The following is a 22659-nucleotide window of genomic DNA, read 5'->3' on the forward strand; positions in this document are numbered from 1 at the left end:
GTCTACGGTACGTCGGTGGGGTCCCAGCTGGTGCGCAGGTCCTCATTCAACCCGTCGAGCACCTGCATCTCCTCCGTGGACAGCTCGAAGCCGTAGACGTCCGCGTTCTCGTGGATGCGCTCCTTGCGCACGGACTTCGGAATGACGATGAGCCCGCGTTGCAGGCACCAGCGAATGAGCACCTGCGCCGGCGTCCTCGAGTGACGCTGCGCCACCTTGACCAGCGTTGAATCTCCGAGTCGCTGGCCCTTCGTCAGCGGGCTGTAGGCCTCCACCGCGATGCCGTGCCCCTCGCAGTAGCGCTGCAGCTCCACCTGATAGAGGAACGGGCTGAACTCCACCTGGTTGACGGCGGGAACGACCTTGGCGTGGCGGAGCAACTCCTCCAGGTGGTTCTCTTGGAAGTTGCTCACGCCGATGGCGCGGCACTTCCCATCCGCCAGCAACGTCTCCATCGCCCGCCATGAGTCCAACCGCCTGCCGGACACCGGCCAGTGCTCCAGGTACAGGTCCACGTACTCCAGCCCGAGCTCCTTCAAACTCCGCTCACAGGCACGCAGGGTGGACTCGTAGCCCTGATCATCGTTCCACAGCTTCGTGGTGACGAAGATCTCCTTGCGAGAAATCCCGCTGTCACGGACGGCGGCGCCCACATCCCGCTCGTTGCCGTAGATACGAGCCGTGTCGATGTGCCGATACCCCATGGCGAGCGCCTGGGACACCGCCTGGCGCGTCTCCTCGCCTCGAGGCGCTCGGAAGACTCCGAGCCCCAGGCGCGGAATCTCCACGCCATTGTTCAGCCGCAGGGTGGAACTCAGGTGCAGCTCCATGGTCACCGCCTCCTCGCTCGAGCAGCTCGTGCCATCCGGCATGGGCTCCTCGCGAGCCAACATACCGCCCTGCTCGGCATGGCAAGAACCCCGCCCCGGCACGCCTGTGGTCTACACTGCACACGCCGTGGTCCCTTCCGCTCCCAGCCGGCGCCGCCGGCTCCTGCTCGCCCTATTCGCCTTCACGCTCCCCGCCGTACTCGCGGTCAGTGGCGTGCTCTACGTGAATGGACTTCTGCCAGCCTCCGTGCCGAGCGGGGACTTCCCCTTCCACTACAGCGGCTACTCCCACGTGCTGCGCCACGTGAAACCGGACGGGGACGTGGACTTCTCTGCCCTGGGCCGCGAGCGCCAGGAGCTGGATGCCTTCGTGCGCTCGCTGGCCACCTTCTCTCCACACAGCCGGCCCGACCTCTTCGAGAAGCCCGAGGAGGCACTGGCCTATTGGCTCAACGCCTACCACGCGCTCGTGCTGCAGGCGCTGGTGGACGGGTATCCCTACCTCGAGAGCGTCCACGACCCGTGGTTGGGCCGCTTCTTCTGGGGCCGCTCCTGGCCCGTGGGAGGCCACCGGCTGACGCTCTGGGCGCTGGAGCACCGCATCCTCCAGAAGGAGTTCGCCGACCCGCGCATCCACCTCGCCCTCTTCCACGGCACGCGCGGCGGACCGCTACTGGATGGCGCCCCCTTCGATCCCGCCTTCCTCGACTCCCAGCTCAACGACGCGGCCCGCCGCTTCATCGGTGACAAGCGTCACGTGCGGCTGGATGGAAACACCATCCACCTGGCGCGAGTCTTCGACACCTACCGGGAGGACTTCCTCGCCGCGCTGCCCGAGGGCCGCCGAGGCACCGTGCTCCAGTTCGTCTGGGCCTTCCTCCCGGACAGCTGCACGGATCGCTATGGCTGCGACACCCGGAGCGATCTCGACCGCGTGTGCGGGACGAAGCTGGACAAGTGCCAGATCGTCTTCGAACCCGAGGATCCCTCGCTCCCGGATGCAGCCCAGCGCGGTGTCCGGACCGGAGTGCCGTGAGCCCGCGCTCAGTGCTTGCCGAGTGAGATCCAGCGCCGCTCCGAGTGCGAGCGCCGGATGGCATCCAACACGCGCTGGTTGCGCCAGCCGTCCTCGAAGCTCGCGGCACCGGCTATCGCTCGAGCCCCCGAGCGCAGCGCCTCGGTGATGGCCTGGGTGTACAGCCGGAAGCCGTGGGCCCACTCGTTGTCCGGCATCCCCTGGGGCAACGGCTCCACGGCGGGCAGCGGCACCGGTTCCCACTTCCGGCCGCCCACCTCGGCGCGCATCAACTCCAGCCCTTCCACGCGCAGCCCGCCTCGCGACCCGAACACCTCCGTCACGTGCATGGGCTTGCCCGGCTCCACCGCGGAGAGGCTCATCGACACCGTCAGCCCCCCGCCAAAGCCCAGCAACGCCTGGACTTCATCATCGGAAGTCACCACCCGAGGCTGCCCGTTCGCGGCATCCGGCCGCGTCGTCACCTGCGTCGCGAGCACTCCCAACACCTCCACCGGTTCGCGGCCTAGAAGGAAGCGCAGCGCATCCACCGCGTGCGAGCCGAGCGCTCCGAGCAACCCGCCGCCCTTCGCCACATCTGACCACCAGTCCCAGGGCCTGCCCGGCCCGGCGCGGTTGTCGCTGCGATAGCGCACGCGCGCATGGTGGATCGTCCCCAGCTCGCCAGACTGGATGATCTCCCGCATCCGCCGGCGCGAGGGAAGGAAGCGCAGTTGATGGTCCACCAGCGCCAGCACCCCGCGCTGCTCGGCGGCCATCCACATGACCTCCGCTTCAGCAGCCTCCAGCGACGTGGGCTTCTCGCACAGCACGGCCTTGCCAGCATGCACCGCAGCAATCGCCATCTCGCGGTGCAGGTGAGGCGGCGTAGCGATGCTGACGAGCTGCACGTCTGGATGGCGCACCACCTCGCGCCAGTCCCGGGTGGCGTGAGGAATGCCCAGCTCCCGCGCCACCTGCTCGGCGCGCTCGAGCCGGGCGCTGGCGATGGACACCACCTCCACCCCGGCACACGCACGGAAGGCGGGCACCTGCGTGGAGCGAGCGAAGCCCGCGCCGATGATGCCCACCCGAAGAGGTTGGACTCCGGTCGTCATCCCGCCTCCATTCAGGCCGGGCCCAGCACCTCGACGTCTGGGTTCAGGCCCGTCCCGCCGCCTGCCGGCCTCGCCGCGACAACGCGTCGATGGAAGCCGCCACGAGCAGCACCGCTCCCGTCACCATGAACTTCACGGACGAGGACAGAGCCAACAGGTCCATGCCGTTGGAGATGGAGCCAATCACCAGCGCACCCAGGATGGCAGACCATGCCGAGCCCCGTCCACCGAAGAGGCTGGTACCGCCGATCACCGCCGCCGCGATGGCATTGAGCAGCACGTCACCGCTGCCCGAAGACTGGTTCACCGCCAACAGGCGAGAGGCCGCGAGGATGCCGCCCGCGGCCGCCATCGTCGACCCCAGCGTGAAGATGGCCACGCGGATGTTCTCCACGCGGATGCCGGAGCGCTTCGCCGCCTCGGCGTTGCCGCCCACCGCGAAGGTGTGACGGCCGAAGCGCGTGCGTTTGATGAGCAACTCCAGCGCCACCACGAATCCCGCGAAGAGGAGCGCCGCCAGCGGCAGCCCGCGGTCCTGGGTGAAGATGGCGACGGACACCAGCACCGCGCCGGAGATGACCACCAGCCGAGCCACCGTGGCTCGCAGGTGCGGCAGGGGCAGCCCGGCCGCCGACCGCCGCCACCGGTCCACCAGCACCGTCGCCGCATAGATGGCGATGATCAGGATCGCCACTGGCCAGGCGATGACTGACTCGAAGAAGGTACCGGTGAGCCCGGTGATCACCTGGTTGTTCAGGTTCACGGTGCCCGTGCCGCCCAGCACATAGAGCAGCGCGCCCTGCCACCCGAGCAGACCGGCCAGCGTCACCACGAACGAAGGCACCCGGAGCCGCGTGATCCACAGTCCGTGGAACAGGCCGATCGCCGCGCCCGTGGCCAGGCCCGCGACGATGGAGGCCCACGGGGACCAGCCGTGCTTGACGTTGAGAATCGCCATCACCGAAGCGGCCAGGCCGCTCACGGCGCCCGCCGACAAATCAATCTCTCCCAGGAGCAGCACCAACACGATGCCCGCGGAGATCGTCCCCATGGCCGCGATCTGCAGCATGAGGTTGGTGAGGTTGACCGCGGAGAGGAACCGCGGGTTGGCCACGTAGAAGATGAGCCAGATGACGATCAGCCCGACGATGACGGGCAGACTCCCCAGCTCCCCCTGAGACAGGCGGCGGCGAAAGCCCTGCCACGCGCCCTTCAGCCCGGGGGCATCCTGGATCAACCGGGGATCGATAGCGGTTTCACGCGCGGCGCTGCTCATGGGGCCTCCGTATGGAGCGTCTCGGCGACCTCGGTCTTCTTCACTCCGGTGATGGCGGCCACGACATCCACCTGCTTCACGTCCTTGACGTCAAAGGTTGCGACGCGCTTGCCGAGCCGCATCACGATGATGCGGTCCGACACGGAGAACACGTCCACCATGTTGTGGCTGATGACCACCACCCCCAGGCCCTGCTCGCGCAGCCTGCGGATGAGGTCCAACACCTGCTTGGTCTGCGCCACGCCGAGCGCCGCGGTGGGCTCGTCCAGGAGCACCACCTTGGGCGAGCCCATCATCGCTCGCGCCACCGCGATGGACTGGCGCTGACCGCCTGACAGCGCTGCCACCTGCGTGCGCACGCTGGGGATGCTCACGCTCAGCCGCTTGAGCAGATCCGACGCCTGCTGCTCCATGGCCGTTTCGTCCAGCCAGCCCAGAGCCTTCTTCACACCTGCTCCCCGGAGCTCGCGCCCGAGGAACAGGTTGCCTACGACGTCCAGATTGTCGCAGAGCGCCAGGTCCTGGTAGACGGTGGCGATTCCGAGTGCCGTCGAGGCCTGGGGGCCCGTCAGGGACACGGGACGCCCGTCGAAGAGGACCTGGCCCTCATCGATGGGATTGATGCCCGAGATCACCTTGATCAGCGTGGACTTTCCTGCGCCGTTGTCGCCCACCAGGGCGACCACTTCACCGGCGTGAACCTCGAAGTCCACCGAGGTGAGCGCCTGCACGGCGCCGAAGCGCTTGGAGATTCCTCGAAGCGCCAGCAGCGGGGTCGCGGACATCAATCTCTCCGAGGGTTGGAGCTACTGGAGCTGAGCCGTAGCGCAGGCTTCCTTGTAGTCGCCCGCGCAGATCTCTTCGGCCTTCCAGAAGCCGTCGGCGACGACGGTGCTCTTGACGTTGTCCTTCGTCACCGACACCGGGGTGAGCAGGATGGAGGGAACGTCCTTCTGGCCGTTGTTCACCTTGCCGTTGACCTTGCCAGCCGGAGCGGGCTGCCCACGCGCCAGCGCCACCGCGAGCTCGGCGGCCGTCTCGGCCTCGGGCTTGATGGCCTTGTACACGGTCATGAACTGCTCGCCGGCGATGATGCGCTGGATGCCGGCCAGCTCCGCGTCCTGGCCCGTCACGGGAGGCAGCGGCTTGACGCCCGCGGCCTTCATCGCGGCGATGGCGCCACCGGCCGTGCCGTCATTGGCGCAGTACACGCCGGCGATCTTGTCCTTGCCGATCGCGGTGATGGCCTGCTCCATCTGCTGCTGGGCCTTGTCCGGGCTCCAGTCCGGCGTGTCGTACTCGGCGCCGATCTTCAGGCCGCTGCCGTCGATGATGCTGTGCGCGCCGGCCTTGAACAGCTTGGCGTTGTTGTCGGTGGGCGCGCCGTTGATCACCACGATGGTGCCGGCGGCCTTGCCGTCCGCCTTGAGCTTGTCCACGAGCGCGGTGCCCTGCAGCTTGCCGACCTGCTCGTTGTCGAACGAGATGTAGTAGTCCACGTCCGCGCCGGTGATCAGGCGGTCATAGCTGACCACGGGGATCTTCGACTGCTTGGCGCGCGTGACGATGGCGGCCGCCGAGGCCGAGTCCACCGGATCCAGCACCAGCACCTGGGCGCCGTTGGTGAGGGCCGCCTCGGCCTGGTTCTGTTGCTTGGAGGCGTCCTGATCCGCGTTGCTATAGATGACCTCGCACTCGGAACAGAGCTCCTTCACCTTGCGCTCGAAGTGCGGCCGGTCGTGGGACTCGTAGCGAGCCGTCTTGGACTCGGGCAGCAGCAGGGCGATCTTCGCACCCGCCGCCGGCTTCTTCTCCGCAGCGGGAGCCGTCGCCGTGCCAGGGGCCGCGGTCTCTCCACCCGCTTCCTTGTTCTCCTTCTTGCAAGCGCTTGTCAGAAGCATCACTGCAGTCAGCACCGAAGCGGCGCCGAGGCGAGTCATCGAAGAACGGGTATTCACTCGTCCTCCCTCTCGTACAGGGTGAAGGTTGGTTGGAAAACGGGCGCGCATCCTGTCGCCACGCGTGCGCTATCGCAAGCCTTTGGCGGCAGGAATTCAACGTTTGCAAGCCTTTGGCGCAGCGCGGCATGACGTGACGCGTCGCGTCCCCACCCCAGCACTCAACCTTTGTTCAATGGGTCACACTTCACCCAATGCTTCGGTTTTCTCGATGTCTGGGAGCGAAAAACTCACTCCGCCCGCGAGGCGCTGAACAGCAACTGTGACTGCTGGTCACCCGAGCCCGTCACCACCGTGAACGTGCGCTCCACGGCCTTGAGGCCCTGGACGCTCTTCGTGGACAGGTCCAGCAGCATCGCGCCAAACGCTTTCACGTGGAACGAGACGCGCCAGAGTTCCTCCAGGTCCGAGAACACGTCGTCGATCAAGGTGGGATCCGCGCCCGTCAGCAGCCCGTCCTTCAGACGTGCCATGCCGGACACCAGCCGCTGCCACCGCACGTACGTGCCGCCGTACATCCCGCCCACGTCCGCCAGGCGCGAGTTCTTGTCCAGCACGTCCGCGAAGGTGTTGGGCCTCCCCGTCCCCTCCCAGAAGGCCACCTCTCCGGCCGTGCCCTTGGCGATCTTGTCCTGCTTGAGCCACGCCGCGGCGCGCTGCGCGGCCCGAGGCGGCGTCCAGTCCTTGGCCTTCTCCGTCAGGTAGGCCATCCACAGCGGCGCGTACACGCCCTGGCGGAACTCCGGAGCGGAACGCGCCCGGCTGGTGTCCCAGGGCATCGAGCGCGCCAGCGCCTTGGCGAAGAACTCGGGCTGGCCAAACGCCACCAGGGACGTGAGCTCCCGGAAGATCGGGTCGGCCAGCTTCACCTCGAGCCGCAGCTCCACGGGGCCGCCCTTGGCCGCGGCCTGGATCTGCTGGAGCACCTGCTCCTCGTCCGCGTCATCCAGCACGTGCCAGACGATGGCCTCGTCGATGGCCTGGCGCAGCGACGTCTCCGACATCTTCCCGCTCCGGCGCAGCAGCAGGTAGAGCCCGAAGTTGAAGTCCCGGACGCTCGGCTCGGACTTGAACTCGCCCATGTCGCACTTGAAGTCCACGGACCAGCCGCCCCGATCCTGGAAGAAGCCTCCCTCGTAGCTGCGCACGCCCACGTAGGCGTACTTCCGAGGGCCGTGGACGGAGTCCGGCGAGCCGAACTGCGTCACGCGCTGCAGCTTCTTCTGGCCCTGGCTGTGGAGCATCTGCCACTTCGAGAAGCCCAGCGTGAACCCCCACGCCTCGCTCAGCGTCCGCGAAGCCTGCTGGAAGTAGCTGCGCATCACGCTCGGGTCCACCTGCTTGAGCACCTGCGACATCCGTCCCAGGACGAGCGAGGTGTGAACGCCCTTGAGCTGCTCGTCGGTCAGCACCATCCGCATCAGCGTCTGCTCATCCGAGAGCCGGGAGTACTCGTACTGGAAGCCCGCGGAGATCTTCTCCGCGGCCAGCGTCGTCAGCGCCTGCTTGGCTCGGGCCTTCTGGTCCTCCCAGGCCCGCTTGAGCGCGGAGGCGTCGGCCTCGTAGTCCGTCAGGCCGAGCCGGTCGAGCGCCAGCCGCAGCAGCTTCTTCTCCTCATCATTGAGCGGCGTGGTGGACAGCTTGTCGATCAGCGCCTCGAAGTGGGAGAGACCGGGCAACCCCACGAGCGCATCCAGCACCGCGCCCATCACGTCCGCGCTGGCGGCCTCCACGGTGACGCCGATCTGCGCCGCGAGCTTCGCGCTTCGCACGGCGCCCTTCTGCACGGAGACCACCACCGAGCCCGCCTGCTCGCGCGAGAAGGTGAGGATGAAGTCGTCCGCCACGGAGACCGAGCCGGAGACGGAGGCCCCCACGGACGTCTTCAGCGCCAGGAGCGTGCCCGCTGGCAGCAGGCGGCTCAGGGCGTTGAGGTTGGAGGTGAAGACATCCGCCCACGACAGGGACAGGGACGTCTCCAGGCGCGTGCGGGCCTGGAAGCTGAGCGCCTCCTTCGGCTGGAGCTTCAGCACGTGGTCGAGCACCAGCGGCAGCCGCAGGTTCTTCGTGTCCTTGTTGAGGGCGTCGCGCAGGCTCTCGGTCAGCGAGTGCACGTGGTAGTCGGCCACGTACAGGCTCACCTCTCCGCTGGCCGAACCGGACAGGAAGGGCATGTTCACCCCGGCCTGGGCCTTGGCTCGGACCCGCACCCCGTACTTCAGCCACGCGTCCTGCCCGAGCACCAGCGGCGGGCTCAGCTTGGACACGTCCTCCTGCGCGGGCTTGTCTCCAATGACGCCATCCGCGTCCACATCCCCGGGCGCATTGAAGGCCTCGATGGCCGTCTCCGCGCCTCCATCCACGACGAAGGAGAGCGCCTCGAGCCCCAGGCTGATGGGCTGCTGCACCTTGATCGTGGCGAGATTGACGCGGATCTGCGAGTCCTGGAGCGGAGTGTCCAGCAACAGGGCCTTGAGTTCATCGAGACTGGCCAGCTTCCATTCGAAGGGCATGGGCGACCTCGGGAGCGTGACGCTGGAACAGAGCGCCACCTCAGCGTAGCGGAGGCATCCCATCTTCGGCGTGGATTTCTAGGGCCGGGTCTCTCCGACCCCACGTCAGACAGCCAACATTAGAGCGCCAACATGGCCGCGCCGATGATGCCGCTGTCATCGCCCAGCTCGGCCTCGGCGATGAGCAGCCCTTCCCGAGAGGTATTGGAGGCCAATGCCTGCACGCCCTCCACCACATAGCGGCGGATGCCGGGGCAGTGCATGAGCACGCCCCCTCCAATGATCAGCCGCGCCGGGTTGAGCACCGTCACCATGTTGGCGATGGCCATGCCCAGCATCCGCCCGGCCCGCTCGTGGATCTCCCGAGCGGCCGGATCTCCCGCCTCCGCCGCCTTCTCCAGCACCAGGGGCGTGAGCAGCGACGGGTCGCCCCCGGTCAGCTCGGCCATGATGGGCGAGCGGCCGGCCGCGACCACCTCGCGGCACTGGGCGATGAGGTTGTGCCCACCCGCGTAGGCCTCCAGGCACCCCAGCTCGCCGCAGCCGCAGCGCCGGCCGTTGGGAATCACCTTGGTGTGGCCCAGCTCTCCGGCCACGCCTCCGGAGCCGCGCACCAACTGGCTGTTGGCGATGATGCAGCTGCCCACGCCCGAGCCCACGAAGACGACATACACGTCCGTGGCGCCTCGCCCCGCTCCGGCGTTCAGCTCGCCCCAGGCCGCGGCGGCCAGGTCATTCACCACGCGCACCGGCTGCCCGAGCCGCTCCGACAGCAGCGCGCCCAGCGCCACGTTGCGCCAGCCCAGGTTCGGCGCCACGGCGATGACGCCCGAGTCCCGGTGGATCTGCCCGGCGGCTCCAACGCCGCAGCCTCGGACCCTCATTCCACCGCCCGCGGTCACGGCGGCGGCGGCGGCCTCGGCGATGACTTCCACCACGGCGGCGGGGCTGCGCTCGGTGAGTGCCACCTTCGACGAGGCCAGGATGCGGCCCTGCTCGTCCACCACGGCGGCTCGGGCGTTGGTCCCGCCCAGGTCGATTCCCAGCGTCGGCATCAGTGCGCTCTCCTGTGCTCCTTATACTCCTCTACCCGCCAACCTCACGCTTCACCTTCTCGACGGTGCCGTCGATGAGCTGCTGGATCTCCTTGAGCCGCTCCGGAGTGCTGGCCTCGAAGCGCAGCACGAGGATGGGCTGGGTGTTGGAGGCGCGAATGAGCCCCCACCCGTCCGGGAAGGTGACGCGCACGCCGTCCACATCGATGATCTTGTGCCCCGCGGCACGCAGCGTCTCGGTGGCGCGCTTCACCAGCTCGAACTTCTTCTCCTCCTTGGTGTCCACGCGCAGCTCGGGCGAGGCGTACGTCTTCGGCACGTCCGAGAGCAGCTCCGACAGCTTGCGCGGCTCGTGGGTGAGGATCTCCAGCAGCCGGGCCGAGGAGTACACGGCGTCATCGAAGCCGAAGTAGCGGTTCTTGAAGAAGATGTGGCCGCTCATCTCTCCGGCCAGCTCGGCGTGGGTCTCCTTCATCTTCGCCTTGATGAGCGAGTGGCCCGCCTTCCACATCACCGGCTTGCCGCCGTTCTTGGCGATGTCGTCATAGAGGGTGTAGCTGCACTTCACCTCGCCGACGATGGCGGCGCCGGGGCTCTCCTTCAGCACGTAGCGGCTGAAGAGGACCATGAGCTGGTCACCCCAGAGGATGTTGCCCTTGTCGTCGATGACGCCGATGCGGTCGCTGTCGCCGTCATAGGCGATGCCCACCTCGGCCTTCTCGCGCTTCACGGCCTCGATGAGGTCCTCGAGGTTCTCCACCACCGTGGGGTCCGGGTGGTGGTTGGGGAAGGTGGCGTCCATCTCGCAGAAGAGCGGCACCACGTCGAAGCCCATGGACTCGAACAGCGGCACCGCCACCGCGCCGCCCGTGCCGTTGCCCGCGTCGATGACGATGCGCATCCCCTTGCGGCCGACTTTGACCGTCTGCCGGATGAAGTGGTTGTACGGGGTGATGATGTCGAAGGGCGTCACCGTGCCCGGCTTGTCGCTCTTCTCGAAGTCGCGCGCCTCGATGAGCCTGCGCAGCTCCTGGATCTCCGGGCCGTGGAACGTCGTCTTCCCCGCGCCGATCTTGAAGCCGTTGTACTCGGGCGGGTTGTGGCTGCCGGTGATCATCGCCAGGCCGTCCACCGGCAGGGTGTTGGCCGCGAAGTACGTCAGCGGCGTGGGCACCACCCCCACGTCCAGCACGTGCAGGCCCGTGGAAGTCAAACCCTTGGCCAGCGCCTCCCGGAAGCGGGTGGAGGACTCGCGGCAGTCACGGCCCACGACGATGGTGCGCCCGTGCTGGCGGCGGATGATGGTGCCCAGGCCCTTGCCGAGCAGCTCCACTACCTCGACGGTGAGATCCTTATCGACCAGGCCACGGATGTCGTATTCGCGAAAGATGTGCGTATTCATGGGATGAACCCTCACCCTCTCCCTACCGAACGGGAGGGGTAACACCAGAGGGCGGCGGACTCTACACAAGCGGGGACGGAGGGGTAAGCGCTTCACGCGCCTGGAGGCCTGCCCCCGAGCGCCCGCTCCCTGGATCGAGTGGCCCGTCCGGGCAGTCACCCGGGCTGAGGGCTCGTACGCCTCCAGGAGCTCCCGCTGGGACGGTGAGTGCACCCCATCCAGGGAGGCAAGCGCGCGAATACACTGACCGTCTGGGTCCACGAAAAGGGAAGACCTGGCCCAACCCTGGGGGTAGGCTCCCTCCGTAGCAATGCCCTACGGGGAGTCGCGATGAACCATCCGAATGCACCGGTGACGTCTTCTGGGGGCCTGGGAAGGGAGTCCGCCTATGCGCGGTACGTGCCCCTGCCAACGTCCGAGGACACCGTGCGGGGGATGTTCTTCAACGGAATCCTGTCCCTGGTGAAGACGTACGGAGGCGAGCCAGCCCTGGGCCAGTGCCGGGCCCTGCTCGGAGACATCCGCTTCGAGCGGAGCTTCATCAGCTTCTCCAGCTACCCGGCCCGGGACTTCCTCCGGCTCTGCGTCGCCGCGTCGCAGGTGCTCGCGCCCAGCCTCGGCAACCCGGAGGAGACCGCGCGCCAACTGGGCATCTACACCTCGCGGGACTTCCTGCACTCCATGGCCGGCAAGACATTGATGGTGCTCGCGGGCGGCTCGCCCCAGCGGTTGCTCGGGAGCATCTCGCAGGCCTACCGCGCGGCGGTGAGCTTTGGCGATCGGCGGGTGACGCCCAAGGGAGACAAGTGCGTCATCGTCACCTATACGCGGGACTTCTTTCCGCTCTACCACTCCGAGGGCGTGCTGCTGGCGGTGCTCGAGGCCCTGCGCGTCAAGAAGCCCCAGGTGCGATCGCGCTCCCTGGGGCTGCTCGACAGCGAGTACGAGGTGACGTGGGAGTAGCTACCGGGCAATCGCCGGGAGCGACATCGTCATCGGGCGCATGCGCCGCTGGAGTGCCCAGTAGTGGCGCTGCCCGGCAATGTTGAGCGGGTCCAGCGCGAGCGCCTGGGCATAGCAATCGAGCGCCGCCTTCAGCGAGTGCTGCGCCTCCAGGTTCCGAGCCTGGACGAAGAATGCATGCGCGCGGGCCTCGGCCCCCGGTCGGGCGGAGAGGTAGGCCCGGCGCATCGGGTCCACCGCCTGCTCCGTGAGCCCCGCGGCGATGCACCGGGCGATGCCGTGGGCGTTGCCCTTGCTGGCGTCATAGCCCGCGCGAGTGAGGGGATCTCCCAGCGTGCGCCGCGCGGCCTCCACCCGGGCGCGCAGCATCTCTAGATCGCGGCGCTGGCTCTGGGGAATCGTGCGCCCCCAGAAGGTCTCCACGCGGCGGTACGCGGCCTCGGAGCGCTGACGCACCTCATCGAAGCTCGCGGAGGGCGGCAGGCCGAGGAAGACGTAGGGATCCTTGCCCAGCGCGGCGGTGCGCGCGAGGAGCTGCGCCAGCTCGGGATCCGGCAGCGGCTCGCTGGCGCCATCCCGAGCCTGGGCCACCAGGGCGCTGAGCGCCTCCGAGGGCTCGGTGAAGTGGACGAAGAAGCCGGCGGAGACACCCCATCCGAGCGCCTCGTCCTGCGAGACGTGGCGAACCACATCCCCCGCGCAGATGACCGAGCGGCCCTGGAAGGAGAGCTCCAGGGGCAGCCGCGCGGCGAGCGGCGGCGGAGCGCCCTCGAAGGCAATGAAGAGCCCCTCCGCGGTGACGTCGCTGGCGCGAACGGATCGAGGCTCCGGGCTGCCCAGCCCGCCCACGCGCACCTGTAAGCCCGAGGGCCCCTCGACGCGCGGCGCGACGGCCTGCAACGTCATCGTGGGCCGGGGAATGCGGCGCTGGGCCGCGATGAGCGCGAGTTGGAAGTCGCGAGCGCTGGGAAAGCGCTCCTCCGGCCGCCGGGCGATGGCCTGCATCAGCACCATGGAGAGGACCGGCGGGATGCGCGAGTCCAAGGTGTGCGGAGCAGGCGGACGCTGCTCCTGCTGGTGGAGCAGCACCTCGGTCATCCGGCCACGGCCGAAGGGCAGACGCCCGGTGAGGAGCCGGTAGCCGATGACACCCAGCGCATACACATCCATGCGGGTGTCCGCGGCGGTGGTCTCCCACTGCTCCGGAGCCATATACGAGGGCGAACCCAGGGACACACCGGCCGCGAGCTCCTCTGGGGAGAAGCAGGCGGACAGGACGCTGGCCATGCCGAAGTCGAGCACCTTCGCCAGGCGCTGACCCTGCTTGTCCCGGGTGATGACGATGTTGTCCGGCTTGAGATCGCAGTGCACCACGCCGCGAGCGTGCGCGGCCTCGAGGCCCTCGAGCACCTGGATGAGCAGGGCCGTGGCCTCCGCGGGAGGCATGGGCAGCGGCAGCGTCGACAGGGGATCACCCTCGACGTACTCCATGAGGACGCAGGGCTGGCCGCCGGGGCCCGGCCGCGCATCGAGCACGCGAGCGACGTTGCGGTGGATGACGCGGCTGGCCGCCTGGGCCTCCACATAGAAGCGGGTGCGCACCATGGAGCTCGCGGCCAGGGGCGGGTGCAGCACCTTCACGGTGAAGCGGGCCCCCGTCGGCGGGTGCATCGTCAGGTAGACAGCACCCACGGCCCCCAGCCCGAGCAGTCGCTCGAAGATGAGGGGACCGTGCCGCTGGCCTACGAGTGAGTTGACCTCGTCCATCGCGGAAGCACCGGAGAACGCCGGGCATGCACTCCCGGCGGGATGAACTGCCTGGCAGTGAACGCACCCCATCAACGCCACCCCCCCACGTGAATCCGCCGCCGCCGACATACGGGAGCGGATCACTGCAACGTTCGTGCAGAGGGCTGGAGTCGCCTACCCGACGCTCGAACCCCTCGAAGCAGCGGAGAGGGGCGGAGTGCGGGGTGCGAGGGCACCGTCATTTTTACCGGAGCCCCCTGAATGGAGACTCCAGCATCTACCGGCTTTTTCCGAGATTGCAGGTCATCCGTCGCAGGGCTCCACAGGTGTGAGCCTCTGCAACGCTGAACGGCAGGAGCACCGATGCGCCTACCGCTTGCGGGCGCTGGCGGCGCGCTGCATGACGGTCTGCTTGCGAGTGCCTTCCTCGCCGCGCATCCACTCCTTCATGGCGGGCACCACCTGCTTGCTCCAGGCGCGACCCGCACGCACGGTGATGAAGGCCTCCACCAAGGTGTGAACCATGTTGGAGAGTTGCTCGGCCAGATAGAGCCGCTCACCGAGCTGGGAGTCCTCCTCCTCGCTCATGAGGGCGGGGAGCTTGGCGGCGCGGATGTCGAGGAACTCGGCGTCCAGCGTGGCCTCATAGGCCTTCTCGGCATGGGTGAGCAGCAGGCGCGCCTGATGGACGAGCAGGCCGCGATCCAGCGAGTGCTTCACCTGCTCGGAGTACGGCGCCAGGGAGCCGCGAGCGGACAACTCGGTGACATCTCCGCTCACGCCCTTGAGGACCACGCGCCCGATGAAGAGGACGGTGACTCCGGCCTTCTCGAACTGGACGAGCGGCTCGCCCGCCTCCGAGCGCCACAGCAACCACGTGAGGAACTCGCGTCCGAGATACGCCTTGCCGCGAAGGAGTGCCTCGCGGGCTTTGTCGCGCTCGACTTCGGCCGTGTCCTTCTTCTCCTCGGTGGCGGCGCCGTCGACGCCGACATCACCTCGCATGAAGGCCGCTTCCTCGCGGGCCTGCTCACGCTTCCCCATGACGCACCTCCACCGGCAACTCAGCGGCCAGCTCGACTCCAATCAACTCCGCGGTCGGCCCCAGGGCCGATTCCTCGATGCCCATGCGCGCCGCCGCAGTGGCGGGAATGAGCGGAGTGAGCTTCACCTTGAAGGCCGCCTCGATGCCGTTGAGCACCTCCTCCACGGCCTTGCGCGAGGCGGCCCAGATCTGCAGCTGCTGGGACTTCAGGTTCCAGCTCACGTCATGCACCTTGGTGATGGGCACGGCGCGGTTGCGAAGCATCTGCCGGATGGAGCCCTTGCTCTCGGCCTTCTCGCCGCGGCTGGGAGCGCGGCCCTTCTCCTTCTCGAAGGCGGCGGACCACTTGTCGAGCTCGGCGCGGAGCACGGGGCTGGGGATCTTGATGGCGTCGATGCGCCACGCGAAGAGGGCGTACTCACCATAGAAGAGGCTGCCGGCGTTGAACTCGGAGGCGTCGTGGTTCTCCAGCTCGACGAAACCGGCGGCCCGCTCTTCCTCGGAGCGGCGTTCGATGGGGGCGAAGGCTCGGGCCTTGAGCGCGCGAGACAGCGAGCGCTTGAGGTCCGCGGGAGCTCCCTCGGCAGGCTCGACGAGGAAGCGTGAGAAGGTGACGGCACCACGCAGGACGGGCATGAGGCGCGGCACAATGAGGAGACCAGATGCGTCAGTCAAGCCACCTGGGGTACGACACCTATCAGAGGGCGCAAGGAAGCCGTGAAGCCGGGGCGGATTCTGCCTAGATTGCGCAGCCCTCAAGCCCGGTTAATGGAGAAAGACGTCCCCATGCGGCAAAAGGTTTTCGCAGTCATCGATGAAACGCTCGCGGCGTTGAAGGCAGCCGGCACGCTCAAGCTGGAGCAGAAGCCCGCCTACAGCGTGGAGCCCCCGAAGAACGCGGCCCACGGAGACTGGGCGGTCAACGTGGCGATGCTGTTGAACAAGCCTGAGGGCAAGCCGCCCCGCGACATCGCCAACGCCATCGTGAAGGGGCTGGTGGACAAGGAGGGCATCGTCGCCAAGGTGGAGGTGGCGGGCCCGGGCTTCCTGAACTTCACGTTGAAGGAGCAGGTCATCCAGCAGGTGGCGCGCGACGTGCTGAGCGTGGGGGACGCGTTCGGGCGGCGGGCGCCGAAGTCGACGGGCAAGCGCGTCATGGTGGAGTTCGTGTCGGCGAACCCCACGGGGCCGGTGCACATCGGCCATGCGCGCGGGGCGTTCATGGGCGACGCGGTGTCGCGGCTGCTGGAGGCGGCCGGGCACGAGGTGACGCGCGAGTTCTACATCAACGACTACGGCAACCAGGTGTTGACGCTGGGGCGCACGGTGCACAAGCGCTACCGGCAGCTCTTCGGCGAGCAGGTGGAGCTGGTCGAGGGTGAGTACCCGGCCGAGTACGTCATCGACATCGCGAAGACGTGGAAGGCGGAGATCGGCGAGAAGTACCTGAAGGCGCCGGAGTCCGAGTGGTTGCAGCCGGCCATCGCGGTGGCGGTCCGGGAGAACCTGAAGTCCATCAAGGAGAGCCTGGAGAAGGCGAACATCAAGCACGACGTGTTCTTCAGCGAGGCTTCGCTGCACGCGGCGGGCAAGGTGAAGGCGGTCGCCGAGGAGTACAAGAAGCGCGGGGTGACGTACGAGGCGACGGAGGCCCGGCGCGACACGGAGAAAGTGCGCAGCGAGGAGAGCAAGGCGGCGCAGTACACGGATCGCCAGAAGGGCGGCACGTTCCTGACGACGAGCCAGCACGGGGACGACGAGGACCGCGTCATCCTGCGGCATGACGGGACGCCGGTGTACCTGACGGCGGATCTGGCGTACCACAAGGAGAAGTACGACCGGGGCTTCGACCGGATCATCGACGTGCTGGGAGCGGACCACGCGGGGCACACGCCTCGCATCAAGGCGGGCATCATCCTGCTGGGGCTGGATCCGAAGCGGCTGGAGTTCCTGCTGGTGCAGATCGTCCGCATCACCCGGAGCGGCGAGGAGGTGAAGGTCTCCAAGCGCAAGGGCACGGTGTTCGAGCTGGAGGACCTCATCGACGAGGTGGGTCCGGACGTGTGCCGGTTCCTGTTCTTGATGAAGACGGCGAACTCGCGCTTCGACTTCGATCTGGACCTGGTGCAGAAGCAGTCGAAGGACAACCCGGTCTTCTACTTCCAGTACGGGCACGCGCGGTGCGCGAGCATCCTGAAGAAGGCGGTGGAGAAGGGCTCACCGTTCGTGGGGCTGGAGGGCCTGAAGCCGGAGCACCTGGCGCGGCTGCAGCTGCCCGAGGAGCTGGCGATGCTGAAGAAGATGAGCCAGTTGCCAGACGTGGTGGCGAGCGCGGCGGAGCGGCTCGAACCGCACCACGTGCTGTACTTCTGCCAGGAGCTGATCACGGACTTCCACAGCTACTACACGAAGTACAAGACGGACCCGATCATCAGCGGCGACGCGGAGAAGACGCAGGGCCGGCTGGCGATGGTGGCGGCGCTGAAGCAGACGCTGCGCAGTGCGTTCGCGCTGCTGGGCATCAGCGCCCCCGAGTACATGGAGGCCCCGCCCGAAGAGGAGTGAGCGGAGACAGGAGGAGTTCTACCCTCCGTCAGGGATTCCTCCATCGGGAACCCCGCGGGCCTGTGATTCGAGGCTCGCGGGGCTTCCGCCATCCTTGCGCCACTGCGGAGGTATGAAGCTTGGAGCATCCGCTCCCCTCAGAAGAATGCGCATCTCTTCTTCGGAGACTGGGTAGGACTTCTCCACGCCTGCATCCGAGGGATCAAGCTGGGAGCCATCTGGCTCACCCGTGGCCAAACGCCTGAGGATGCGGCCATCGGTGCTGATGGCGTACCTCAGGCCGTCATCCAGCGGTATGACTCTCTTCTCACAATGACTGTGGGGGTCCACCCCAATCTCCACGAAGATGATGTCTCCCCGGCGGATGACACGATACTGCTGCGCTTCTTGGGTCTGCCAACAGTCCCTCGGCTGGGCGCCAGGAGGTATGTAGTCATTGGCGGCAATCGTGAGGGCCCGGAGCGTCACGCCATCCAGTTCATATGGATGTCCCTTCGCTCCGACGACGACCGGCAATTCTGCGTCGAACTCCGGAAAGACAATAGACTTGTCCTCCTCGATCATTGACACCTGAGGGCTCGAACTCCGCACGCAGCCTGAGAGGATGATGGCAAGTAATTGTGGCAACCTTCTCATGGCGCACCCCTCCCCGCGCAGGGGGCATCTGCCTCCATCATAGCCGCGTCCATGAGGTCGGTGAACCGAAGCCCTAGTCGCGACCGAGCGCGAGGGCTACGCTCGGCGCAAGAGGAGAGAAGCCATGCTCACATGCATCCGCCGTCCTCCGTTCCTGCGTTCTGGAGTCCCGCTCGCGCTGGGCCTTGGGCTGCTCGGCATCGCCTCCTGGGCCGCCGCACCTGGCGCCGGAGACACCCTCTCGGCGGAGCACTTCTCCCGGGCCTGTGCCACCCTCGAATCCGGCAACCTGGATAGCGCCGCCCAAGACATCCGCGCGCTGCGCGAGGCGAATCCTGAGTCCCCCGAGGCAAAACTGCTCGAGTCGCTCCTCACGCTCCGGCGTGAGCGCCCTTCCCTTAGCGGGTTCGATGCGTTCCTTCAGGCGTGGGATGAGCTCGGCCGTCCGGATTTCAGCGACTCGCGCCTTCTCCCGAAAGAAAACGCCAGCGAGGACACCCGCCCTGATGAGTTGGAGCTCCGCACCGGCTCCTCCGAGACAGAACTCCTGCTCGCCCTCTCCCTGGGACCAGATGCCACACATGGGCGGCTGATCCTCCGGCATCTGCGTGAGCTGAATCCGCCCGAGTTCATCTTCGCCGCTGACTCCTTCTTCCACAGCGAGTCGCTCCCCAGGAAGCTGCGCGCCCAGGCTTCTGACACCGTGCGTGCGCGGCTGTCGGAGTTGACCCTCGCCGCTCCCAAGGCCATGCAGTACCCCGCCTTGCTGCTGCTGGAGGGCTCCTCCCCGGATGCGCCCTTCACTCCCGAGGATCTCAAGGCGCTCGAGGCCATCGCCGCCCTGCCCGACTGGCGCGAGACGGACTTTCACACGCTCTACCACCACGCCTTGCGCCACTTCGAGGCCGTCAGCCACCCCCAACCCACTCAAGCCGCCTACATGCTCGTCGTCGAGTCGATGGCCAATGAACCTGCCTACCTCCTGTTCAAGCGGACTGAAGCCTCCGAAGCAGTGCTCTCCCCCGTGGAACTGCGACGCCTTGGCGAGGCCCTCTGGCGCATCGGCTCGCGCATGGCCGAGGAGTCCACGCTCCTCGAACGCATGCTGGGCACCCGGCTGATGCAGGATGGAGCCCGCCTGGTGGGCGACGAGGTCCGCAGCCAGCAAGCCTCCGCAATACGCGAGGAGGGAGCCGCCGCCATGAAGGCCGTGTCGCGGGCCAATCTCCTCCGCTGGCCTCTTCGCTCGACGCGCGAAGCCTTCAAGGAAGCGATGCTGCGCGATGAGATGGCATGCATGCTCCGCTTCCTCCCACCGGATTCGTCTCTGAGGAAAGCTCCATAAGAGACTCCGGAGAGGGGAATCCGCACCGCCAGGCGCGGATCCCCTCTTTCCCAGTTCAGTTCATGGACCTGGCCCGTGGACCGCTGCGCGCGCAGTCCGAGCACACCTGCTTCTCGCGAGCGATTTCTTCGCCAGTGCCGCCCGGGTCATCGGCCCAGCGGGTGCGCCCATTCAGACGCTGGCGGTGGACAGCAGAACGAGCGGGGTACGTGGTGAAGCGGGTGGCGACCTCCACACGGTGCGCGGAGACTCCAGGACCCACGGCCTTCTTGCACGACTCACATCGATACATCCGAAGACAGCCAGGGCACGACAAGCCCGCAGGGTGGCTGAAGCCCCGAGGGACGGGTGGAACCCGCCGCGAAACACGGCAGGGCTGGCACCGAACTCCACCGCGAGGCAGAGCCGGGCCTAAGCGAGGCCGTCATGGCCTCGCAGGGTGAAGGACACACGCGACTTGTTCGCCGCACCAGGAAGGCGCGGAGGGCGTCAGTCCGAAAACTGTGGGGAAGGGCACGCGATAGGCGCTGCGGCGCCACGTCGGTTGTTCTTGGGCACAGTAACGATGCCCCCTGGCAGCGTCAAGAGAGCAGAGACGCCCACGATGCAGCTCGGTGCACTCGCGCAGCAGCACCCCACGCCGCGTCATGTATGGTGCCGCGCCATGGCCTACGAGCACCGCACCGTTGAACCCAAGTGGCAGAAGCGCTGGCAGGAGGCGCGGCTCCACAAGACGACCTTCGATCCCGCCAAGCCGAAGTTCTACGCGCTGGACATGTTCCCCTACCCGTCCGGCGCGGGCCTCCACGTGGGCCACTGCGAGGGTTACACCGCCACGGACATCCTCACGCGGTGGAAGCGGATGCAGGGCTGGAACGTGCTCCACCCGATGGGCTGGGACGCCTTCGGCCTCCCGGCGGAGAACTACGCGCTCAAGACGGGCATCCACCCGCGAGTAACGACCGAGAAGGCCGTTGCCAACTTCCGTCGCCAGATCGACTCGGTGGGCTTCGCCTATGACTGGGACCGCGAGGTCAACACCACCGATCCCAAGTACTTCAAGTGGACGCAGTGGATCTTCCTGCAGCTCTTCAAGAAGGGCCTCGCTTACGAGGCCGTGATGCCCATCAACTGGTGTCCCTCGTGCAAGACGGGCCTGGCCAACGAGGAGGTCGTCAGCGGCAAATGTGACCGCTGTGGAACGCCAGTCGAGCGCAAGGATCTGCGCCAGTGGGTGCTGCGCATCACCGCCTACGCGGACCGGCTGCTGGAAGACCTCGTCGAGGTGGACTGGCCCGAATCCACCCTCACCATGCAGCGCAAGTGGATCGGCCGCTCCGAGGGTGCGGAGGTCATCTTCCGGGTTGCCGATGGCCCCGCCGCCAACTCCGAGATCCGCGTCTTCACCACGCGGCCCGACACACTCCACGGAGCCACGTACATGGTGCTCGCGCCCGAGCACGCGCTCGTGGAACGCCTCGCCACGCCCGAGCAGAAGCAGGCCGTGGCGGACTACCAGGCGGCGGCCCGGCGCAAGAGCGACCTGGAGCGCACCGAGCTCGCCAAGGAGAAGACCGGCGCCTTCACCGGTGGCTACGCCCTCAACCCCGTGAACGGCCAGCGCATCCCCATCTGGATCGCCGACTACGTGCTCGCGACCTACGGCACGGGAGCGATCATGGCCGTCCCTGCCCATGACGAGCGCGACTACGCGTTCGCGGTGAAGTTCGGCCTGCCCGTGAAGCAGGTGGTCCGCCCGGTCAAGAGCGAGCCCGAGGCCGGTCAGGCGTTCACCGAGGAAGGCGTGGCGGTGAACTCGGGAGACCTCGACGGGCTGCCCACCGCCGAGGCCAAGCGGAAGATCACCGCGCAGCTCGAGGCCAAGGGCCAGGGCAAGTACACGGTCAGCTACCGCCTGAGAGACTGGGTCTTCTCACGCCAGCGCTACTGGGGCGAACCCATCCCCATCGTCCACTGCGCGAAGTGCGGCGCGGTCCCCGTGCCCGAGTCCGAGCTGCCGGTGCTGCTGCCCGAGGTCGAGCGCTACGAGCCCTCGGGCACGGGAGAGTCTCCGCTGGCGAACATCCCCTCGTGGCTGGAGAAGTCCTGCCCCAAATGCGGCGGCCCGGGCCGGCGCGAGACGAACACGATGCCCCAGTGGGCGGGCTCGTGCTGGTACTACCTGCGCTACATCGATCCGACGAACGCCCAGGAGCCCTGGTCCCGCGACATCGAGAAACAGTGGATGAACGTGGACCTGTACGTGGGCGGCGCGGAGCACGCGGTGCTGCACCTGCTCTACTCGCGCTTCTGGCACAAGGTGCTCTACGACCTGGGCTGGGTCTCCACCAAGGAGCCGTTCAAGAAGCTGCGCCACCAGGGCACGGTGCTCGCGTACACGTACCAGGACGCGCAGGAGCGCTACCACGAGTTCAGCGAAGTCGAGATGCGTGGAGACGAAGCCTTCCTGAAGACGACCGGCGAGAAGCTCAAGGTCCAGGTCGAGAAGATGGCCAAGTCGAAGCTGAACGGCGTGAACCCCGACGACGTCGTCGCCGAGTACGGCGCGGACGTGCTGCGCCTCTATGAGATGTTCATGGGCGAGTTCGAGATGTCCAAGCCGTGGGATCCGCGAGCCATCGAGGGCTGCAGCCGGTTCCTGCGGCGCACGTGGCGGCTCGTCGAGGACCATGACCCGGCCAAGGCTCCCAGCGGAGATCCGCACCAGCGCCTGCGCCACAAGACGACGAAGCGCGTGACGAACGATCTCGATCGGATGCAGTTCAACACCGCGCTCTCGGGGTTGATGGAGTACGTGAACGAGCTGACCGCCCAGGGCGCGACGCGTGAGGATCTGCTCACGCTCATCAAGCTCGTCGGCCCGTTCGCGCCGCACCTCGGAGACGAGGCGTGGGAGAAGCTCAGCGGCAGCGGCTTCCTCGTGCAGCAGGCCTGGCCCACCTACGACGATGCCCTCACGATCGACGCGGTCATCACCTACGCGGTGCAGGTCAACGGCAAGCTGCGCGGCAGCCTGGAGATCGACCGCCAGGCTCCCGAGGCCACCGTCCGTGAACAGGCACTGGCGATCTCGAACGTGGCCCGCCACATCGAGGGCAAGGCCGTGAAGAAGGTCATCGTGGTGCCTGGAAAGATCGTGAACATCGTGGTCGCTTGAGAGACCCTCGC

The 22659-nt window shown here is 67.4% G+C and carries 17 protein-coding genes; 5 read left to right on the forward strand and 12 right to left on the reverse strand.

Going from position 1 to position 22659, the window contains the following annotated elements; genetic code table 11:
* Positions 1-2 precede the first annotated feature (2 nt).
* Positions 3-893 carry an aldo/keto reductase gene (locus KY501_RS05295; protein WP_304608597.1) on the reverse strand — a complete coding sequence of 297 codons (891 nt, stop codon included), beginning with the start codon at positions 891-893 and terminating at the stop codon, positions 3-5.
* A gap of 64 nt (positions 894-957) precedes the next feature.
* Here KY501_RS05295 and KY501_RS05300 point away from each other — a divergent pair, with 64 nt between their 5' ends.
* Entirely contained in the window at positions 958-1866 is a 909-nt protein-coding gene (locus KY501_RS05300) for a DUF547 domain-containing protein (protein ID WP_224361420.1), read from the forward strand.
* An 8-nt stretch (positions 1867-1874) separates the two neighbouring features.
* Here the strand turns inward: KY501_RS05300 and KY501_RS05305 are convergent, their stop codons facing one another.
* From KY501_RS05305 to KY501_RS05335, 7 genes are all read right to left on the reverse strand, one after another.
* Positions 1875-2963: a Gfo/Idh/MocA family protein gene (locus KY501_RS05305; RefSeq protein ID WP_224361421.1), complete on the reverse strand. Its 1089-nt coding sequence runs from the start codon at positions 2961-2963 to the stop codon at positions 1875-1877.
* A 43-nt stretch (positions 2964-3006) separates the two neighbouring features.
* Positions 3007-4239: a sugar ABC transporter permease gene (locus KY501_RS05310; RefSeq protein WP_224361422.1), complete on the reverse strand. Its 1233-nt coding sequence runs from the start codon at positions 4237-4239 to the stop codon at positions 3007-3009.
* Positions 4236-5024 carry an ATP-binding cassette domain-containing protein gene (locus KY501_RS05315; protein WP_224361423.1) on the reverse strand — a complete coding sequence of 263 codons (789 nt, stop codon included), beginning with the start codon at positions 5022-5024 and terminating at the stop codon, positions 4236-4238. Before KY501_RS05315 ends, KY501_RS05310 begins: the two co-directional genes overlap by 4 nt.
* Positions 5025-5045: 21 nt before the next feature.
* Positions 5046-6140 (reverse strand): ABC transporter substrate-binding protein, encoded by a 1095-nt coding sequence (locus KY501_RS05320; RefSeq protein WP_224361713.1) that lies wholly within the window; start codon positions 6138-6140, stop codon positions 5046-5048.
* A 287-nt stretch (positions 6141-6427) separates the two neighbouring features.
* Positions 6428-8710, reverse strand: coding sequence for a hypothetical protein (locus tag KY501_RS05325; RefSeq protein WP_224361424.1), 2283 nt, complete (start codon positions 8708-8710; stop codon positions 6428-6430).
* A 119-nt stretch (positions 8711-8829) separates the two neighbouring features.
* The gene (locus tag KY501_RS05330) at positions 8830-9765 is read right to left on the reverse strand and encodes an ROK family protein (RefSeq protein WP_224361425.1); all 936 of its coding nucleotides are present in this window, start codon (positions 9763-9765) and stop codon (positions 8830-8832) included.
* Positions 9766-9796: 31 nt separating this feature from the next.
* On the reverse strand, positions 9797-11167 hold the full coding sequence (locus KY501_RS05335; RefSeq protein ID WP_224361426.1) for a phosphomannomutase/phosphoglucomutase: 1371 nt from the start codon (positions 11165-11167) through the stop codon (positions 9797-9799).
* 330 nt (positions 11168-11497) lie between these two features.
* Between KY501_RS05335 and KY501_RS05340 the strand changes: the two genes are divergently transcribed.
* On the forward strand, positions 11498-12130 hold the full coding sequence (locus KY501_RS05340) for a DUF2378 family protein (protein WP_224361427.1): 633 nt from the start codon (positions 11498-11500) through the stop codon (positions 12128-12130).
* Here the strand turns inward: KY501_RS05340 and KY501_RS05345 are convergent, their stop codons facing one another.
* From KY501_RS05345 to rdgC, 3 genes are all read right to left on the reverse strand, one after another.
* Positions 12131-13897, reverse strand: a complete 1767-nt coding sequence (locus KY501_RS05345; RefSeq protein ID WP_224361428.1) for a serine/threonine protein kinase — start codon at positions 13895-13897, stop codon at positions 12131-12133. It abuts the gene before it with no gap.
* Between the two features lie 351 nt (positions 13898-14248).
* Positions 14249-14923, reverse strand: a complete 675-nt coding sequence (locus KY501_RS05350) for a hypothetical protein (RefSeq protein ID WP_224361429.1) — start codon at positions 14921-14923, stop codon at positions 14249-14251.
* Complete coding sequence (gene rdgC / locus KY501_RS05355) at positions 14910-15560, reverse strand: recombination-associated protein RdgC (RefSeq protein ID WP_224361430.1); 651 nt, start codon at positions 15558-15560, stop codon at positions 14910-14912. The genes KY501_RS05350 and rdgC overlap by 14 nt, the downstream gene beginning before the upstream one ends.
* A gap of 150 nt (positions 15561-15710) precedes the next feature.
* On the opposite strand from rdgC, the gene KY501_RS05360 reads away from it, so the two are divergent.
* Positions 15711-17489, forward strand: coding sequence for an arginine--tRNA ligase (locus KY501_RS05360; RefSeq protein ID WP_224361431.1), 1779 nt, complete (start codon positions 15711-15713; stop codon positions 17487-17489).
* Between the two features lie 18 nt (positions 17490-17507).
* Here the strand turns inward: KY501_RS05360 and KY501_RS05365 are convergent, their stop codons facing one another.
* A complete protein-coding gene (locus KY501_RS05365) occupies positions 17508-18125 on the reverse strand; it encodes a hypothetical protein (protein WP_224361432.1) in 618 nt (205 codons plus the stop codon).
* A 124-nt stretch (positions 18126-18249) separates the two neighbouring features.
* On the opposite strand from KY501_RS05365, the gene KY501_RS05370 reads away from it, so the two are divergent.
* Complete coding sequence (locus tag KY501_RS05370) at positions 18250-19470, forward strand: hypothetical protein (protein ID WP_224361433.1); 1221 nt, start codon at positions 18250-18252, stop codon at positions 19468-19470.
* Positions 19471-20134: 664 nt separating this feature from the next.
* Positions 20135-22648: a leucine--tRNA ligase gene (gene leuS / locus KY501_RS05375; protein WP_224361434.1), complete on the forward strand. Its 2514-nt coding sequence runs from the start codon at positions 20135-20137 to the stop codon at positions 22646-22648.
* Positions 22649-22659 lie beyond the last annotated feature (11 nt).

It is taken from the genome of Hyalangium versicolor, from assembly GCF_020103695.1.
Classification (GTDB): domain Bacteria; phylum Myxococcota; class Myxococcia; order Myxococcales; family Myxococcaceae; genus Hyalangium; species Hyalangium versicolor.

What these genes read in the sequence shown, in the direction of transcription:
- KY501_RS05320 (WP_224361713.1), bottom strand. Translation starts at nt 6,140, where the DNA reads ATGCTTCTGACAAGCGCTTGCAAGAAGGAGAACAAGGAAGCGGGTGGA.
- KY501_RS05365 (WP_224361432.1), bottom strand. Translation starts at nt 18,125, where the DNA reads ATGAGAAGGTTGCCACAATTACTTGCCATCATCCTCTCAGGCTGCGTG.
- rdgC (WP_224361430.1), bottom strand. Translation starts at nt 15,560, where the DNA reads ATGCCCGTCCTGCGTGGTGCCGTCACCTTCTCACGCTTCCTCGTCGAG.
- KY501_RS05340 (WP_224361427.1), top strand. Translation starts at nt 11,498, where the DNA reads ATGAACCATCCGAATGCACCGGTGACGTCTTCTGGGGGCCTGGGAAGG.
- KY501_RS05325 (WP_224361424.1), bottom strand. Translation starts at nt 8,710, where the DNA reads ATGCCCTTCGAATGGAAGCTGGCCAGTCTCGATGAACTCAAGGCCCTG.
- KY501_RS05305 (WP_224361421.1), bottom strand. Translation starts at nt 2,963, where the DNA reads ATGACGACCGGAGTCCAACCTCTTCGGGTGGGCATCATCGGCGCGGGC.
- KY501_RS05360 (WP_224361431.1), top strand. Translation starts at nt 15,711, where the DNA reads ATGCGGCAAAAGGTTTTCGCAGTCATCGATGAAACGCTCGCGGCGTTG.
- KY501_RS05330 (WP_224361425.1), bottom strand. Translation starts at nt 9,765, where the DNA reads ATGCCGACGCTGGGAATCGACCTGGGCGGGACCAACGCCCGAGCCGCC.
- KY501_RS05295 (WP_304608597.1), bottom strand. Translation starts at nt 893, where the DNA reads ATGTTGGCTCGCGAGGAGCCCATGCCGGATGGCACGAGCTGCTCGAGC.
- KY501_RS05370 (WP_224361433.1), top strand. Translation starts at nt 18,250, where the DNA reads ATGCTCACATGCATCCGCCGTCCTCCGTTCCTGCGTTCTGGAGTCCCG.
- leuS (WP_224361434.1), top strand. Translation starts at nt 20,135, where the DNA reads ATGGCCTACGAGCACCGCACCGTTGAACCCAAGTGGCAGAAGCGCTGG.
- KY501_RS05345 (WP_224361428.1), bottom strand. Translation starts at nt 13,897, where the DNA reads ATGGACGAGGTCAACTCACTCGTAGGCCAGCGGCACGGTCCCCTCATC.
- KY501_RS05350 (WP_224361429.1), bottom strand. Translation starts at nt 14,923, where the DNA reads ATGGGGAAGCGTGAGCAGGCCCGCGAGGAAGCGGCCTTCATGCGAGGT.
- KY501_RS05310 (WP_224361422.1), bottom strand. Translation starts at nt 4,239, where the DNA reads ATGAGCAGCGCCGCGCGTGAAACCGCTATCGATCCCCGGTTGATCCAG.
- KY501_RS05335 (WP_224361426.1), bottom strand. Translation starts at nt 11,167, where the DNA reads ATGAATACGCACATCTTTCGCGAATACGACATCCGTGGCCTGGTCGAT.
- KY501_RS05315 (WP_224361423.1), bottom strand. Translation starts at nt 5,024, where the DNA reads ATGTCCGCGACCCCGCTGCTGGCGCTTCGAGGAATCTCCAAGCGCTTC.